General features: G+C 44.7%; 12 protein-coding genes and 1 pseudogene. 3 read left to right on the forward strand and 10 right to left on the reverse strand.

The window, feature by feature from the left end:
* Nucleotides 1-30 precede the first annotated feature (30 nt).
* The 10 genes and pseudogenes from Q0502_RS15100 to Q0502_RS15145 all read right to left on the reverse strand — a co-directional run bounded on the left by Q0502_RS15100 (nucleotide 31) and on the right by Q0502_RS15145 (nucleotide 11,074).
* Nucleotides 31-845 (reverse strand): annotated as a pseudogene (locus tag Q0502_RS15100) (KilA-N domain-containing protein).
* Between the two features lie 86 nt (nucleotides 846-931).
* On the reverse strand, nucleotides 932-1,801 hold the full coding sequence (locus tag Q0502_RS15105) for a fructosamine kinase family protein (RefSeq protein ID WP_298652457.1): 870 nt from the start codon (nucleotides 1,799-1,801) through the stop codon (nucleotides 932-934).
* Nucleotides 1,802-1,956: 155 nt separating this feature from the next.
* The gene (locus Q0502_RS15110) at nucleotides 1,957-4,581 is read right to left on the reverse strand and encodes a valine--tRNA ligase (RefSeq protein WP_298652459.1); all 2,625 of its coding nucleotides are present in this window, start codon (nucleotides 4,579-4,581) and stop codon (nucleotides 1,957-1,959) included.
* 121 nt (nucleotides 4,582-4,702) lie between these two features.
* Nucleotides 4,703-5,059, reverse strand: coding sequence for a four helix bundle protein (locus tag Q0502_RS15115; protein WP_298652462.1), 357 nt, complete (start codon nucleotides 5,057-5,059; stop codon nucleotides 4,703-4,705).
* A 66-nt stretch (nucleotides 5,060-5,125) separates the two neighbouring features.
* Complete coding sequence (locus Q0502_RS15120) at nucleotides 5,126-6,292, reverse strand: DUF1343 domain-containing protein (RefSeq protein ID WP_298652465.1); 1,167 nt, start codon at nucleotides 6,290-6,292, stop codon at nucleotides 5,126-5,128.
* A gap of 119 nt (nucleotides 6,293-6,411) precedes the next feature.
* The gene (locus Q0502_RS15125) at nucleotides 6,412-6,804 is read right to left on the reverse strand and encodes a MerR family transcriptional regulator (RefSeq protein ID WP_298652468.1); all 393 of its coding nucleotides are present in this window, start codon (nucleotides 6,802-6,804) and stop codon (nucleotides 6,412-6,414) included.
* A gap of 16 nt (nucleotides 6,805-6,820) precedes the next feature.
* A complete protein-coding gene (locus Q0502_RS15130) occupies nucleotides 6,821-7,723 on the reverse strand; it encodes a class I SAM-dependent methyltransferase (RefSeq protein WP_298652470.1) in 903 nt (300 codons plus the stop codon).
* Nucleotides 7,724-7,853: 130 nt separating this feature from the next.
* Complete coding sequence (locus Q0502_RS15135) at nucleotides 7,854-8,390, reverse strand: YetF domain-containing protein (RefSeq protein ID WP_298652472.1); 537 nt, start codon at nucleotides 8,388-8,390, stop codon at nucleotides 7,854-7,856.
* A gap of 84 nt (nucleotides 8,391-8,474) precedes the next feature.
* On the reverse strand, nucleotides 8,475-10,019 hold the full coding sequence (locus Q0502_RS15140) for an FAD-dependent oxidoreductase (protein WP_298652475.1): 1,545 nt from the start codon (nucleotides 10,017-10,019) through the stop codon (nucleotides 8,475-8,477).
* A 305-nt stretch (nucleotides 10,020-10,324) separates the two neighbouring features.
* Nucleotides 10,325-11,074 carry a hypothetical protein gene (locus tag Q0502_RS15145; RefSeq protein ID WP_298652478.1) on the reverse strand — a complete coding sequence of 250 codons (750 nt, stop codon included), beginning with the start codon at nucleotides 11,072-11,074 and terminating at the stop codon, nucleotides 10,325-10,327.
* A gap of 114 nt (nucleotides 11,075-11,188) precedes the next feature.
* Here Q0502_RS15145 and Q0502_RS15150 point away from each other — a divergent pair, with 114 nt between their 5' ends.
* The 3 genes from Q0502_RS15150 (at nucleotide 11,189) to Q0502_RS15160 (ending at nucleotide 16,230) form a co-directional block, all read left to right on the forward strand.
* Nucleotides 11,189-11,365 (forward strand): hypothetical protein, encoded by a 177-nt coding sequence (locus Q0502_RS15150; protein ID WP_298652481.1) that lies wholly within the window; start codon nucleotides 11,189-11,191, stop codon nucleotides 11,363-11,365.
* An 88-nt stretch (nucleotides 11,366-11,453) separates the two neighbouring features.
* Complete coding sequence (locus Q0502_RS15155) at nucleotides 11,454-12,908, forward strand: IPT/TIG domain-containing protein (RefSeq protein ID WP_298652484.1); 1,455 nt, start codon at nucleotides 11,454-11,456, stop codon at nucleotides 12,906-12,908.
* A gap of 199 nt (nucleotides 12,909-13,107) precedes the next feature.
* Entirely contained in the window at nucleotides 13,108-16,230 is a 3,123-nt protein-coding gene (locus tag Q0502_RS15160; protein WP_298652487.1) for a TonB-dependent receptor, read from the forward strand.
* Nucleotides 16,231-16,233: the final 3 nt, after the last annotated feature.

Consider the following 16,233-nt stretch of genomic DNA (forward strand, 5'->3'; position numbering starts at 1 on the left):
GCTGCCCAAAGCGTGGAGTTCAGTGTATAGTTATTTCAATAATTTACGCTTTTCAACGTCTTGCAATATGGTCATTTGTTGAATAGCTATTTTATTCAACTTTATTAGTCTGTCTTTTTGAGGCATTTTCTCATTGATGAAAACCGCATTTAGATTTTCCATATTCGCCAAGCATATCAGTTGATTGATTGTAGCATAATCTCGGATATTTCCTTTTAAATCTGGATTTGCTTCCCGCCATTGTTTGGCTGTCATTCCAAATAGTGCAACATTCAACACATCCGCTTCGTTAGCATAAATGATTGATATCTGTGCCGATGATAGTTCTTTTGGAATAAGGTTATGCTTAATAGCATCTGTGTGAATATGATAATTGAGTTTAGCCAACTCTCGTTTAGCTGTCCAACCCAACTGCTTTTGTTCTTCTTCTTTAAGGCGTTGAAATTCGGTAATCAAATACAGTTTAAACGGAACGCTGATAGCTGAACCGAACTCAAATGCAATGTCTTTATGGGCATATGTTCCCCCATACTTGCCTTTCTTTACAATTATGCCTACTGCATTGGTTTTCTCAATCCATTCGGAAACACTCATTACGAAACTCGGCAAACCTGCCTGCGATTTAAAGTGGTCAAATCCCACCACTTTAAAATTGGGGTTGTTTATTTGTTCCCAAGTCCCCAAAAATTCGAGAGTATAACGATTTTCTTTATCCAATTTTTTATTATATCGGCTGCACGACTTTCACTTTCCTTGGCATTTGCCATGTCGGTAAGAGAAATGTAATCTCGCTCTTCAATCGATATAATAGTAATTTCCGTGTTCTTTACATTAATTTTTGCCATAATTCTACAAAGTTGCAAAAATATGCAGATTAATCGGTAGTTAGCTTTACAAATGTGTGCCCAAAGCGTTGGCTTGTCCGGTCATTTCAAAAATACCTTTTCAGGATCGATGAAACGGAGGAATAGTATCCGCTGCCGAAGAGATTCAGATGTACCAGCAGGTAATAAAGCTGATACAATTCTATTTGATCATCGTAATGAGCGGGTTTGGGGATAATTTCGTGATAGGCTTCGTAAAAACCGGCTCCGAAACCGCCAAAGAGGCGGCTCATAGCAATATCGACCATGGAATGGCCGTAGTAGACGGCGGGATCGATCAGGTAAGGCGTGCCGTCCGTCGCGATCAGGTAGTTTCCTCCCCAGAGATCGCCATGCAGCAATGCAGGTTTCACATCGCCGGATATCTCCCGGAACAGGGAAACGGCTTTCTCTTCCTCCGGCATTATCTGTCGCTGTATTAATCCGTTTGTGAGCGCCCATTGAAGTTGGGGGAGAATACGTTCAGACCAATAGAATTCTGCCCAGTCGCTATGCGGGCGATTGCTTTGCTGCAAACTGCCGATAAAATTACCGGACGGAAATCCGAAATCAGCCTGCGAACATTGGTGTAATCCGGCCAGTTGTCTGCCGAGACGTTGATAATCGGATGTATCAGGTCGTTTGCTTTCCACAAAATCCATCAGGAGAAAGGTCTTCCCCTCTATGGAATCCACCAGATGTACATGAGGGACTGCGATGGTTTTTGTCTCTTCAATGGCTTGCAGTCCTGCCCGTTCCGCGTGGAACATTTCCAGGGCGAAAGAAGCGCCGTTCACCTTCAGGAAATATTGCTCCGTTACGGTATCAATGCGGTATGCCGCAGAGATATCCCCGCCGGAAACCGGTCTGGCGTTGGTCACTCTTTCTTCCAGCCGGGAAGCGATGTAAGGCAGAATATGTGCTAAAATATCACTCATTATTCAGCCGTGTTTGAGAGTTCAATTACATTCCTCGTTTTCTGCGCTCAACATAGTCAAAACTTGTTTTACCTCTGTGTTCGCTTAACGAAAACGTTCTTAAAGTGATACCGGACAGAGCCGGTATCCGGGGTAACAACACCGTTATCTTATTCCTATTTCTCCAATGCCGCGATATTCTCCTTCAACAGGGTGATTTTGCTTTCGGCATCGGCCTGTTTCCTGCGCTCACTTTCCACGATCTCCGGCTTGGCATTCTGTACAAACCGTTCGTTGCCCAGTTTTTTCAATACCGACTGCAAAAATCCTTCGGTATAGGTGAGTTCCGCTTTCAGCTTCCGGAGTTCGGCTTCCACATCCATCTTACCGGCCAGAGGTATGCTGTATTCGGTGGTTCCCACAAGGAAGCCCGATGCCCCCGCCTGCTTTTCCGAAACCGACGAGACGGAGGAGAGGCGGCATACCTTGGAGATCACACTGTCGTATTGGTGGTTATGCTTACCGGTTACCTGCAATTCCAGCTCATCCTTGTTGGGGATATTCTTCTCTAAGCGGATAGTACGTATGCCGGCAACGATCTCTTTCAATGTTTCGAAACCGGCCAGCAGCGTTTTGTCGACCGGAACCTGTTCCGGTTGAAGGGTGGTCATGATGCTGTCGCCTGTTTCCCTGTCGTACAAAGCCTGCCACAACTCTTCGGTGATAAACGGCATAAAGGGGTGCAGCAGACGCATCAGCGCGTCGAAATAATGCAGTGTTGTATTGTATGTCTCCGCATCGATAGGTTGTTGATAAGCCGGTTTGATCATTTCGAGATACCACGCTGAGAACTCATCCCAGAAAAGTTTGTAGAGCAGCATCAGCGCCTCTGAGAGCCGGTATTTGGAGAAGAGATCGTCCAACTCCGTGATGGTTTCCGAGAGTTTACTTTGGAACCAGTCCGCTGCTATTTTTGCCGTTTCCGGTTGGGGTATGTTTTCATCGGTTTCCCATCCTTTGATAAGACGGAAAGCGTTCCATATTTTGTTGTTGAAATTACGTCCCTGTTCACAGACCGATTCATCGAAAGGAAGATCGTTTCCCGCAGGAGACGTGAGCAACATGCCCATACGCACGCCGTCGGCTCCGTATTTCTCCATCAGTTCAATGGGGTCGGGCGAGTTTCCGAGCGATTTCGACATCTTCCGCCCCAGTTTATCGCGTACAATTCCTGTGAAGTAGACATTGCGGAAGCAAGGTTGTTTGCGGTATTCATATCCCGCCATGATCATGCGGGCTACCCAGAAGAAAATAATTTCGGGAGCGGTCACCAGGTCATTTGTAGGATAATAGTAAGCGATCTCTTTGTTATCGGGCCGGTTGATGCCGTCGAATACCGAGATAGGCCACAGCCATGACGAGAACCAGGTGTCGAGTACGTCTTCATCCTGTTTCAGGTCGTCTATCAACAGCGGGTAATCCACTTTCGCCGCCGCTTTTTCGAATGCCTCTTCCCGGGTCATTGCCACCACGTATCCTCCCTGCGGCAGGAAGTAAGCCGGTATCCGGTGTCCCCACCACAACTGGCGACTGATGCACCAGTCCTTGATGTTCTCCATCCAGTGGCGGTAGGTATTTTTATACTTTTCGGGGTAGAAGCGGATGGTTCCGTCTTCCACGGCCTCGATGGCGGGATGCGCCAGGTCGTCCATCTTCAGGAACCATTGCATCGACAGTTTGGGCTCGATAGGTACATCGGTGCGTTCCGAAAAGCCCACTTTGTTGGTGTAAGGCTCTGTTTTTTCCAGTAGCCCTGCCTCTTCCAGGTCTTTTTCAATCTGCCTGCGAACCTCGAAACGGTCCATTCCTGCGTACCGGTCGCCGTTCTCGTTAAGCGTGCCGTCCTGATTGAATATATCGACAGAGGGTAAGTTGTATTTTTCTCCCAGCATATAGTCGTTCACATCATGCGCCGGGGTCACTTTCAGGCAACCGGTACCGAACTCGATATCCACATAGTCATCCTCAATCACGGGAATGACCCTGCCGACTAATGGAACGATCACTTTCTTTCCTTTCAGGCGGGTGTTTTTGGGATCATCGGGATGAATACACATGGCGGTGTCACCCATGATGGTTTCGGGACGGGTAGTGGCGACCACCGCATAAGCCCCCTCAGGATCGCCTTCAATTTTATATCTTAAATAATAGAGTTTGCCCCTCACTTCCCTGTGGATCACCTCTTCGTCAGAGAGTGCGGTAAGGGCTTTCGGGTCCCAGTTGACCATCCGTACACCGCGGTAGATAAATCCTTTGTCGTGCAGGTCGCAAAATACCCGTAATACACTTTCGGAGCGGGTCTCATCCATGGTAAAAGCAGTTCTGTCCCAGTCGCACGAAGCGCCCAGCTTCTTCAGTTGCTCCAGGATGATCCCCCCATGTTCGTGTGTCCATTCCCATGCATGTTCGAGGAACCCCTCTCTGGTAAGATCGCTTTTTTTAATACCCTGCGCTGCCAGTCTGTTCACCACCTTTGCTTCGGTAGCGATCGAAGCATGATCCGTGCCGGGCACCCAGCAGGCGTTCTTACCCTGCATACGCGCCCTGCGCACCAGCACATCCTGGATAGTGTTGTTGAGCATATGCCCCATATGCAGTACGCCGGTGACGTTGGGTGGCGGAATGACCATAGTGAACGGTTTACGGTCATCCGGTTCGGAGTGGAACAATTTGGTGTCCATCCAGTATCTGTACCACTTTTCTTCTACCTCTGCGGGGTTGTATTTGCTTGCAATCTCCATAAATTCACATCTAAATGAAGTGCAAAAGTACAAAAACTATTTCGGATTTGGGATTTCGGATTTGGGATTTGGGATATGGGATTTGGGATATGGGATTTGGGGGGGTGGGATGTCGGATAATTTATTTTTGATGTTGATTACGCTTTGCTGTTTTGATGCTTGCAACGACGATTGATAGAATTTCTTCCATTTCTTTATAAAGAGGGGTAATCTTTTCCGGATTAGGATAAAGTTCCGATAGAAGTTCCAGCCAAAATAAAGTTTCATCAGCCTCTTCTTCCACTATCGTTAGTTTATGGATAAAGTCACTTGTTGACTTTGCCCTCTTAACAACCCTATAATTTGCACCAACAGAACTTGCAGATCTAATCAATTGTTTCTGAATATTGAAGAGTTTTTTATCCGGTGGTAATTCATCACAAAAAATAATTATTTTTAGTGCGATATCTTTGGTCCGCCGAAGCATTTCATCTTTCATAACATCATTGATAGATTGAAAATCCCATATCCCACAAATCCCATATCCCAAATCCCAAATCCCAAATTATTCAGCGTAGAGAAGGTAGGGTTTCCGCTGCCGTTTGAAGGCTTCCACATCAGAAGCCCATTTTTTCTTGATCTCGCCGGCCGGTTTCCCTGCGATAATATCTTTGCGGATGTAGTCTACCCCGACCAGTTTCTCAAAGAAGGAGGTGAAAAATTTCTCTCCCATATTCAGGTTATTGTAACCGTCGATCACATAGGAGAGGTCGAATCCGTTTTCCCATATTAGTTCATTGGGAACCTCCCGCAGATCGACACCGTAGCATTTTTTGCCGAGCAACGGCGGGTTCTTGGCGCCGGGTACACTCCGGGGAGTAAATGAAAAACCGGAGCCTTTATACTGGGGATGCCCGTATACTTCAAAAGGGAATGATGTCCCGCGACCCAGGCTCATCACTGTTCCTTCGAAAAGGCAGGTGGAAGGATAGAGGTAGATCGAGTGGATATTGGGTAGGTTTGGGGATGGGGCGATGGGCAGTTCATAACGGGTCTGATGCGTATAATTTTCACAGGGAACGACCGTCATATTGCACACCCTACCTTCGGGAAGCCACTTTTCCCCGTTGATCATCAGTGCCAGTTCACCGAGCGTCATACCATGTACTATCGGAACAGGCAGCCATCCCACGCCCGATTTATGTTTCATATCGAGGATCGGGCCGTCCACATAAAATCCGTTCGGGTTGGGGCGATCCAGCACGATCATCTTTTTTCCATGCTCCGCACAGGCATCCATCAGGCGGGCCATACTGGCGTAATAGGTGTAGAAGCGGAGCCCCACATCCTGCAGGTCGAACAGCAGCACATCAAACTGCTTCATTTTGTCGGCTGACGGTTTGCCGCTCCCGCTGCCGTAGAGCGACCAGATAGGAATACCTGTTTTCTCGTCAATCGAACTGGCGACATGTTCCCCTGCGTCTGCCGTACCACGAAAGCCGTGTTCGGGAGAAAAAATACCGACTACATTGAACCGGTGCCTGACCAGCATATCCACCAGGTGCTCATCTCCGGCCATTCCCGTCTGATTGGTCATCACGGCGATCCGTTTTCCTTTCAAGAGAGGAAAATAAATATCGGTCAGTTCGGCGCCTACCTTTACGGATACTTCATTTTGTGCGAAAATAAAAGCAGAAAAGAGAAGAATCGGCAGGAAAAAATATTTTCTCATACTATTATAAATTTAGAATCAAGAACCAAGATTTCAGATTTGACTATGTCGATTGTTAATTCACTTCAGGATTCAGAAATTACATCATTGCATCATTACATCGCTAAATCGTTAAATCGTTATTCCGTTTTTGTTTTGGTATATTTCTGTTGTTCATGCAACCGGTCGAACTCCGTTTCGAGCGACAGCAACTCTTTTTTGACCTCCGTCAGTCTGGCGAGCATCTCCACCCGCTTTTCCTCGTCGTCCTTTTTGGATTTCAGTGTCTGCCGCGCTCCCTCCAGCGTCATACCTTTCTCTTTCACGAGGTGGTACACGATCTCCACCTGCTGTATGTCTTCCCGGGTGTACTGGCGGGTGCCTCCGGCTGTTTTTTTTGGGTTGATATTATCGAATTCCTTTTCCCAGAAACGCAATAACGACACATTGACCGCGAAGTGGTCGGCCACCTCCTGGATGGAGTAGAAAAGACGTTTGTCGTCGAATTGGATCGGTTTCTTTCTTTTTCCCATGATAATCTGTTTTTACCTATTCTTTTTTCGCTATATAAATAACAGAACTTGCCTGCTCAAGATCAGATAAGGAGCGTAAAAAACCTGTTGTGCCGATCACGAACGCTCTGCCGTATTGGGTTAATAGGTTGCTTCCCCTGTATTTCTCACTCAGCAGGGAGATGTAAAAGGTATCCAGGGGCATGCGTACTCTCTTTACAATTTTCAGATGATGTTTGGTGAGCAGTTTTTCGACGCTGTCGGGGGAGAAATGCCAGAGATGCCGTGGAATATCATAGGCCGCCCACCACTCTTTATAGTATCCCGCATCGTAAGAGCGGCAGTTGGGAAGTGCAAGCACGATAATCCCTTCCGGAGTGATGATTTCTTTTATTTTGCTGATGATCTCATTTAGTTTTTCCAGATGTTCCAGTACGTGCCAGAGAGTTACTGCGTCGAATGATGTGTTATTTATTTCCCAAAAACTATTTTCATCTTTCACTGTCAGGCCGGAGCGGATGGTTGCACTCTCGCGAGCCTTCTCATCTTTCTCAATGCCCGAAATAACCATTCCCCGTTCCTTTGCTGCCTGCAGGAAATAACCCGTACCGCAGCCGATATCCAGCAAACGGATGGGATTACCCGTTGCATGGGCTTTCACCAGATCGACTTTCTTCTTCAGCATTCGTTTTCGGAAATGGTGATATAGCCGGTTGATCAGCCCTTTGTCCGAATCGGAATGGGAGATATAGTCCGGTGAGTCGTAATATCTGCCGATGGTATCTTCCGAGGGAAAGTGATTCGTAAATCGGAATCCGCAATGGGTACAATCAAAGAGAGTAAATACCTCCCCGCTTGAGAAATGATCAACAGCGTCAAAAGCTTTTTTCAAATCGTGGCTGCCGCAAACCGGGCAGCTTGTAATGGTGATGATAGACATATATCCGGATTAAACCGTTCCAAAAGTACGACTATTCACGGGGAAAGACAAATTTTTTATTTGTTTCCCTGATTTCCTGAGAAGGTAGGGAAAAAGGGAGCAGTATTATGCCTGAAAAATAAGAAGAGAATCACTTCGGTTTATCCTTGCTTGTTTTTGAACCGTTTTCCTTATTTTTTTCATATTGCACAAAAGAAATGTTCCCATCACCTTCTACGAATGCTTTTTTGATATCGCTGATGTTTTCAATCCCATTCTCTCTTAAGTGAGTCATTAATTCATCCTTGGTCAGGAGTTCTTTTCGCATATTTCTCAAATTAAGGTTACCTTCCTTAATAATCAGGAGGGGCGGATGCTCGAATATCCTTTGAAAGAATTTTGAATGATATGTCAACTGATTTACCCCGTGGTTGCAAAGCAGAAAAATAATCAACATCACAATTCCGTCTCCAACTGTGGTATAATCGCCCAGGGAATGGGCAGCTGCCTCCGTGAGCAGTAAAATAAAAACCAGATCCATCGCCGTGAGCTCACCGGTGGTGCGCCGGGTCAGGATCCGAAGCATAAAAAGAATGAAAAAATAAAGAATAATCCCGCGGACTATCAACTCCACCAAAGGGTATTCAGGAATAAAAACATCTTGCCAGTTTTCAGGTAAAAATTTCATATCGATTATATTAAGGATGAAACATACAGAATTATCCTCAAGTTGATCTCAAAAATCTACTGTCATATAAGGGTGTTTTTGAAATTAGCCGAGGTCTAACCGTTCACTATCTTCCGGTGTCCCGACGTTTTTTAACTTCTTTACTGCAGGCCCGGTTAATATTTCTCCATCAATTCCAAAGCGGGAACCGTGGCAAGGGCAATCCCATGATTTTTCTTCCCGGTTCCATTTAACGGTACATTGCAGGTGAGTGCACGCGCTCTCCAGAATATGGTTTATACCATTCCTATCTTTATATACAGCCACTAAGCTTCCTTCATAATTGATTAATTTTCCTTCGTCTTTTTCAAGGTTCGCCAATGTTTGCAATCTTTCAACCATGAATTTATCAAAGACTAAATGTTTAAAGACATCGGCGCCTTCTTTTACAACATTGCTAAAACCGGCAACGGGCTTTACGCGGGAGGGAGCAAAAAGGTCCTTGTACATGCTGTCTCCTGTTGTGATGAGATCGCTTAATGTTTTAGCGGCAAGGGTACCGAAAATCATTCCGTTGCCACTATAACCTGTGGCGCAATACACATTCTCAGGACTTCCGGGAAGATGCCCGATATAAGGTAATCCATCTGCCGGTTCGTAAAATTGGGAGGACCATTTGTAAGCGACACGTTCGATATCGAAATACTGATCCACGTAATCTTTCAGCTTCTCGAAGCATTCATCTGTATTTTCAATATCCCCCGTTTTATGATCTTCTCCTCCTGCAATCAAATCTTCTTCGCCGTCGATCGTATGGGAGCGATAATAATGATAAGGCTCAAAAAGATCGTAGCCTAACGCTTGCGGATAATTATTGTTTTTAAGCTTCAATGCCAACACATAACTGCGGTAGGGAGCGTTTCTAAAATGCATAATATTTTTCCCCGGCGGTAAATGGGTCGCGTATACCAGATGGTTGCAAACGATGTTTCCTTTGGTAGTGGAGACGACCAGATGATTTTCTTTTTTTTCCACTCCGGTAACCCTGCAACCTTCCACGATCATTCCCCCTGAATTCATATATTCACTCAAAAGGCCCTTGATATATTTTAAGGGGTGAAACTGCGCCTGATCGGGAATTTCAACTATTTTGGTACAAGGTATTCCAAATGGATTTTTATCGGTTTCGTTCATCCCGATCCCCACTTGTCTGCTTCCTTCAACCAAATCATCGAGTATTTTTTCCTGTTCTTCATCCAATGAAAACAGATAACCTGTCCTCGCTGAGTAATCACATTCTATGCCATAGTCGGTGATGTTTTGGCTTATAATTTCCAATGCTTCACGAGCGGCGTGCGCCAGTAATTTTGCTTTTTCCAATCCAAAATCGCGGATCATTTCATCATAGGAGGCATCAAAAAAATTATTCAGATGAGCCGTTGTTCCGCCTGTAGTGCCGAAGCCTATATTTGAGGCTTCCACTATGAGGCACTCAAAGCCTTTATTTTGAAGGCTAAAAGCGGTACTCACCCCCGTTATTCCGGCACCCGTTATCACGATATCATAGTCGGTTTTCTGGCCGGCACTTCCGTCACCATACATCTCAACTTCCGATTGCCATAAGCTTTCTAATGCACCATCTCTCTTCATATATCACTATTTTAAGGAAGTTATAAAAGGTAAATGGAAAAATATTACCTTTTGAGCCCATATGTTCGAGTTTTTAAAATACCTGATTAATTCCATGCATAGATAGAACAGTAGGTGGTTGTTTTTTGTTTCACACAGTTTTATTATTATACTTAATTAGGGTTTCCCCGGTATCATCAAAACCGGGTAATACACCCCGGCATAAGGTGGATTCCTTCTTTGGGATTTCCAATTTATTCTTAATAATTCACTGGTAATGAATTTCTTGTACTACTGTTTATTTTTGAGTTAAGACAGTTTCCCTTTCAAACAGTTTGTGTAGCGGTTGGCATTATCCCTTCGCCGAATTCCCTGGTAATACATCCCAAAATAAGGTGGATGTTACGGATATCTTTCTTGGGGATTTTCACGGGTTCATGTATAAGTCGTCCGTCCGGATATGTTTTCAGGTTGGAACTATAGCCGATGAGAAAGTCTTCCCCTCCGTCCTGCAAGCGTTTTGTAATTGCAATTTCGCTTGTCTCCACATAATAGTTCCGCCCCCATATGATAAACCCTAAATCAATTGCGCGCTTAAGTATAAGAATGGAACCCGATGGATATTCGGGCATGCTGTCGCCATAATGGCGGATGGCTGATGTTGCTTCCGGGAACAGATCTCCTGTATCGATCCACTCATTTACCCTATTGTGTGACAGCTTTGTGTTGGATCCCCTTTCGTTGTTCCTGCCGGTATCCGAAACATTATCCTGCAAGGGTATCTTTTTTTGCGGTGATAGGTTGACAAACGGGTTGTTCTCTCCGGTTATTTCCGGAACTTGTTTTTCATAGGTACTGATATACTTTAATAAATCATTATGATTTATGTCGAAAGTTTCGCAAAGTTTAAGCGTCAATTTTTCCGAAGCGCCTCTTTCCGTATTTTTTATCAGATTAAGATACTGAGGTTTAATACCCAGTGAAGCAGCTATCTCGGTATACGGAATGCCTTTTTCCTTTAGACCTTCTATTTGGTCTATAAACCACCCTTTTCGTATCTTTGCAATATTTAACATAAAAATAAATCAAAAAGATATGTTTTTCTTGTTTAATAAATCGTAATGATTTATCTTTGTGACTTTCGATTTAGAAAGCGACGATAAAGATACAAAAATTTCAAGGAAAAATATATGGGAGAGATACTAATGAAACACGGAGAACGAAGAGAGATCGCTAAGATGCTTAATATTAGCGAAGTGACTGTTCGTAATGCATTGAAAGGGCGTACACAAAGTGAATTATCGGAACGAATAAGAAAGATCGCCCTTCAGAGAGGGGGTATTGAGGTGAATGGTACGAACCTGTAGATGTATAGATTTTACATAACGTTATTTAAACTCAATGAGGGTGATCATACATCATTATTAAATCTACACTAACCTAAAAAAATCAGAAATGCTTAAAAAATTTCAAAAAAAGGTTTCAGCAGGTTTTATTGCAATTTTAATTGTAATAGGCTGTGCCGCTACAAGTTGTAGTCAGGATGGAGGGTACGAGGGAGCTGCGCCTGCCGTACCCACTGATCCTTCCAAGCCGGTGATCTTCACCGATTTCTCTCCAAAAGAAGGCGCTGTGCGCACTTTAATATTCATTGAAGGGAGTAATTTTGGAACAGATGTTTCGAAAATTGAAGTATCCATCGGAGGTGTATCCGCTCCTGTTATCGGTTCTTCGGGGACGAAAATCTGTGCGATGGCTCCCAGGCGCTCCAGTAGGGGCGATGTAGTTGTCAGGATTATGGATGAGAATAGTGAAGTTGTAAAGGAACATCAGTTTGAAGATCTGTTTACGCTTCAGGCGGCTTTACAGGTGAATACACTCACCGGTAAGGTGGATCCGCAAACCAATACCTCCAGCATTATCAACGGATCATTTGAAGAAGCTGAATTTCAAAATCCCTGGTGGTTGGAATTCGATATAGATGAAGAGGGCAATAAGATTATCTATTGTATAGATGCAGAAGGTATGGCGGCACTCCGGAAGATCAATCTGACTACAAGAGAGGTTTCCACTGTATTTATGAAAGGACAGGCCGGTGTTCAGAATGTGAAATCGATGTTGTTCGACACACCGACAAGAGATACGCTCTTCTTTGTAGATGACCACGGACGTGGAAACTGGAACGACAGGCACCAAATGCCGCATATGTTTTACGCTCTTCGTAACGAATCGTTCAGAAGGGTGTATCCCTATCTGTATGCCCAGACATCTTATTCCGCTGTTTCAATGAGCGATGGCACCCTTTTCTATAATACATGGCAGTCATCAGAAGTATATAAAGCGCGTCAGGTATTTGACGAAGCCGCCCAGATGTGGGATGGAAAAGCGCTGTTTAGTGTCAGGGCCAATTCCAGTGACCATGTGTTTATGATCAGGCATCCGGATGATCTTTACGTATATATGACCGGATTTAACGGAGTATACAGGTGTGCATACGATAAAACAACGAAAGAGCTGGTTTCATCCGTACTCCATGTGGGAGATATAGGCGGCGGAGCCGGATATGCCGACGCTCCGGGAAGTTCCGCCCGGTTCAATCGTCCACGCCAGGGGGTATTTGTGAAGAACAACGAGTACGTAGCGCAAGGAAAAACAGATGTATACGACTTCTATCTGTGTGATCATAATAACAATGCGATCCGGAAGGTTACACCCGACGGTGAAGTCAGCACATTTGCAGGGCGCGGCAGTGTAGGTATTGATGGCCAAGTATGGGGTTGGATCGATGGGGAAGCCCGGGAAACAGCCCGTTTCCGGGAACCAACCGGTATCTGTTATGATGAAGAAGAAGAAATATTCTATGTGGCAGACCGTGAAAACAAACGTATACGCACTATTTCAGTAGAATAAACCAAAGGGAACTTTTTGATAAACGATTTACAGAAGACGAATTTATTCGGAATGTTTTCGATAAGCGAGCACAGAGAAAAAACTTGTTTTTACTATGTCAAGCGCAGAAAACAATTAAGTTTACTTGAATCTGTTATCGTGCGAAAAAGGAAATAGTCGAATGTAAATGAAAAACCAGAAGGAATAAAAACACGAAAAAATGAAGAAATATATTCTATCCGTTTTATGCTTAATTATATATGTAATGGGCGTATCTGCTCAAAAAAAGACTGTCGAAGTCTCCGGTACCATTATTGATTCAGAAGGTTTTCCGATGATTGGCGCGACCGTTATCGTAAAGGATAAGCCAGGGTTGGGAGTGGCTTCTGACATCGACGGAAAATACAAAATAAAGCTTGAATCCTTTCAGTATCTCGTATTCTCTTACCTTGGTTATGAAAGCCAGGAGCATTTGGTAAAAGACGAAGATATGATACTTGATATCACGATGCAAGAATCAAAAGCTACCGCGCTTGACGAAGTGACAATTACGGGTATGGGGCCCCAGAAGAAGGTGACCGTAACAGGAGCAATCACCACCGTTGATGTGGGGACTTTGAGGACACCGGTTTCCAGCATTACCAATGCTTTAGCCGGGAATGTTGCCGGGGTTTTGGCCATGCAGCGTTCAGGGCAGCCGGGAGACAATACTTCCGAATTCTGGATACGCGGGATCTCCACTTTCGGGGGTAGTTCCAGTGCTTTGATCCTGGTTGACGGATTTGAACGGAGTATGGATGAGCTCAATATCGAAGATATCGAATCTTTCTCGGTACTGAAGGATGCCTCTGCCACGGCAATCTACGGCTCGCGCGGTGCGAATGGGGTTATACTGATCAACACAAAAAGAGGGAATGAAGGAAAGGTGGAAGTGAATGCCAAATCGGAATATACCTGGACCACCCGTACCCGGACACCTAAATTCGTAGATGGTTTAAAGTATGCTTCCATGGCGAACGAGGCGCGTACTACCCGCAATCAAAGGCCTGTTTATTCCGATCAGGAGTTGATGATGATCGAGGAACAGTTGGATCCTGATATTTATCCGAATGTGGACTGGATGGATCTTTTATTAAAGGACGGTGCACCTACCTACCGCTCTTCCGTGAGTGTGAAAGGGGGAGGATCGAAAGCCCGGTATTATCTATCCGGAAGCTTCCTTGATGAAGGAGGAATGTATCATGTGGACAAGACGATGAAAGAATATGATACCAATGCCAATTATCAGCGTTATAACTATCGTCTGAACATGGACATGAACATAACCACCTCAACCCTTATCCAGGTAGGTATCGGCGGAGCGCTGGAAAAAACGAATCGTTCCGGCGCGGTCAGCACTGACGATATCTGGTATTCGATATTTGGCTATAATCCAATTACGATGCCGGTGATGTATTCGAACGGATATGTACCTGTCATGGTGACAGAAGGTACGATAACATCATCGTGGGAAGCTACCTATAATCCGTGGACAGCCGCTACGCAAACAGGATATTCCGAGATATGGCAAAACACCATCAATTCGAATATCACATTAGAGCAAAAGCTTGATTTCATCACTGAAGGATTGAAATTTACAGGGCGTTTCGGATACGATACGTATAATTACAATTATATACAACGCCGGAAAAACCCCGAGATGTGGAGAGCTGAACGTCAGCGTGATTCAGACGGGAGGATTGTATTTAACCGCTTGGTTCCGGAACGTTTAATGTCCCAGGGTTCTTCAGCGTCAGGCGACAGAAAGGAGTTCGTCGAAGCCGAATTGTCTTATGGGAGAACTTTCGGGGATCACAGCATTGGCAGTGTCCTCAAATATACACAAGATAATTATGTAAATACCTCCAGCATCGGTGGGGATATCATGCAAGGGATCGCCCGGCGTCACCAGGGATTGGCAGGGAATTTCTCTTATGGGTATATGAATCGCTATTTGCTTAACTACAATTTTGGGTACAACGGTTCGGAAAACTTTGCCAAAGGGCACCAATTCGGATTCTTCCCCGCTTATTCAGCCGCATGGAACATAGCGGAGGAAAGTTTTGTGAAAGACAATATCGAGTGGTTAGGCATGTTCAAGATCCGCTATTCTTACGGAGAGGTTGGTACCGACAACTCTTCTTCACGTTTTCCTTATCTGGCCGATTTTGGAAATTACAGCCGGAATACGCCTGCAGGAGATCAGGAGATATATTACAACTGGGGTGACTTGAACAGCGTATTCGGATATCCGGGTTTGACCTATACACGTGTATCTTCCAATAATGTAACCTGGGAAATTGCTAAAAAGCATGATTTGGGGATGGACTTATACCTTTGGGGTGATAAGTTCGGTCTGACAGTGGACTATTTCGATGAAAAACGGGAGGGGATCTATATGACCAGATCCTATTTACCGGATATGGTCGGTATACAGGGGCAGAATCCTTCAGCAAATGTGGGAAGTGTCAAGACAAAAGGGTTCGACGGTAACTTTAAATTTGATCAAAGGATAGGAGAGGTTGGATTGCAGGTACGAGGGAATTTTACGTATAGCAAAAACGAAATTACCGAAGCCGATGAAATGGTAAACCGTTATCCATACCTTCGTCGTACCGGATATCGTGTTGATCAGGCAAAAGGGTTGGTCGCTTTAGGCCTTTTCAAAGATTATGACGATATCCGGAATAGCCCCCGTCAGGATTTCGCCGATGCCAGGGACGTGATGCCCGGTGACATCAAATACAAGGATATAAACGGAGACGGTATTATTAACAACGATGATGTTGTACCGATTGGCGCTACCACACGGCCGAATCTGATTTATGGTCTGGGTCTATCCGCACAGTGGAAAGATTTTGACTTTAACTTGCATTTCCAGGGTGCCGGAAAATCTCATTTCTTCATCGATGGATTTACCGTTTATCCGTTCGTTAATGGAGAATGGGGGAATATACTCGAAGAGATGGCCAATTCCAACCGTTGGATTTTGGGTGTCAACGAAGATCCGAATGCCGAATATCCACGATTGAGCTATGGTGGTAACGCCAACAATTACCGTGCATCCACTTATTGGCTGCGGGATGGTTCTTATCTGCGATTGAAGACACTGGAAATGGGCTATACATTACCCAAGGTACTTACCACCAAGCTACACCTGGGTAAAGTGCGGGTACATGTTATCGGTCAAAATTTATTGACATTCTCAAAATTCAACTTATGGGATCCCGAAATGGGAAGCTCCAATGGAATGAAATATCCGTTGGGAAAAACCGTGACATTCGGATTAACCGTTAATATTTAAATT

It is taken from the genome of uncultured Proteiniphilum sp. (assembly GCF_937873925.1).
Lineage (GTDB): Bacteria > Bacteroidota > Bacteroidia > Bacteroidales > Dysgonomonadaceae > Proteiniphilum.

Bases quoted from the DNA above. Each gene is read 5' to 3' on its own strand.
- Q0502_RS15105 (WP_298652457.1), bottom strand. From the start codon at position 1,801: ATGAGTGATATTTTAGCACATATTCTGCCTTACATCGCTTCCCGGCTG.
- Q0502_RS15110 (WP_298652459.1), bottom strand. From the start codon at position 4,581: ATGGAGATTGCAAGCAAATACAACCCCGCAGAGGTAGAAGAAAAGTGG.
- Q0502_RS15115 (WP_298652462.1), bottom strand. From the start codon at position 5,059: ATGAAAGATGAAATGCTTCGGCGGACCAAAGATATCGCACTAAAAATA.
- Q0502_RS15120 (WP_298652465.1), bottom strand. From the start codon at position 6,292: ATGAGAAAATATTTTTTCCTGCCGATTCTTCTCTTTTCTGCTTTTATT.
- Q0502_RS15125 (WP_298652468.1), bottom strand. From the start codon at position 6,804: ATGGGAAAAAGAAAGAAACCGATCCAATTCGACGACAAACGTCTTTTC.
- Q0502_RS15130 (WP_298652470.1), bottom strand. From the start codon at position 7,723: ATGTCTATCATCACCATTACAAGCTGCCCGGTTTGCGGCAGCCACGAT.
- Q0502_RS15135 (WP_298652472.1), bottom strand. From the start codon at position 8,390: ATGAAATTTTTACCTGAAAACTGGCAAGATGTTTTTATTCCTGAATAC.
- Q0502_RS15140 (WP_298652475.1), bottom strand. From the start codon at position 10,019: ATGAAGAGAGATGGTGCATTAGAAAGCTTATGGCAATCGGAAGTTGAG.
- Q0502_RS15145 (WP_298652478.1), bottom strand. From the start codon at position 11,074: ATGTTAAATATTGCAAAGATACGAAAAGGGTGGTTTATAGACCAAATA.
- Q0502_RS15150 (WP_298652481.1), top strand. From the start codon at position 11,189: ATGGGAGAGATACTAATGAAACACGGAGAACGAAGAGAGATCGCTAAG.
- Q0502_RS15155 (WP_298652484.1), top strand. From the start codon at position 11,454: ATGCTTAAAAAATTTCAAAAAAAGGTTTCAGCAGGTTTTATTGCAATT.
- Q0502_RS15160 (WP_298652487.1), top strand. From the start codon at position 13,108: ATGAAGAAATATATTCTATCCGTTTTATGCTTAATTATATATGTAATG.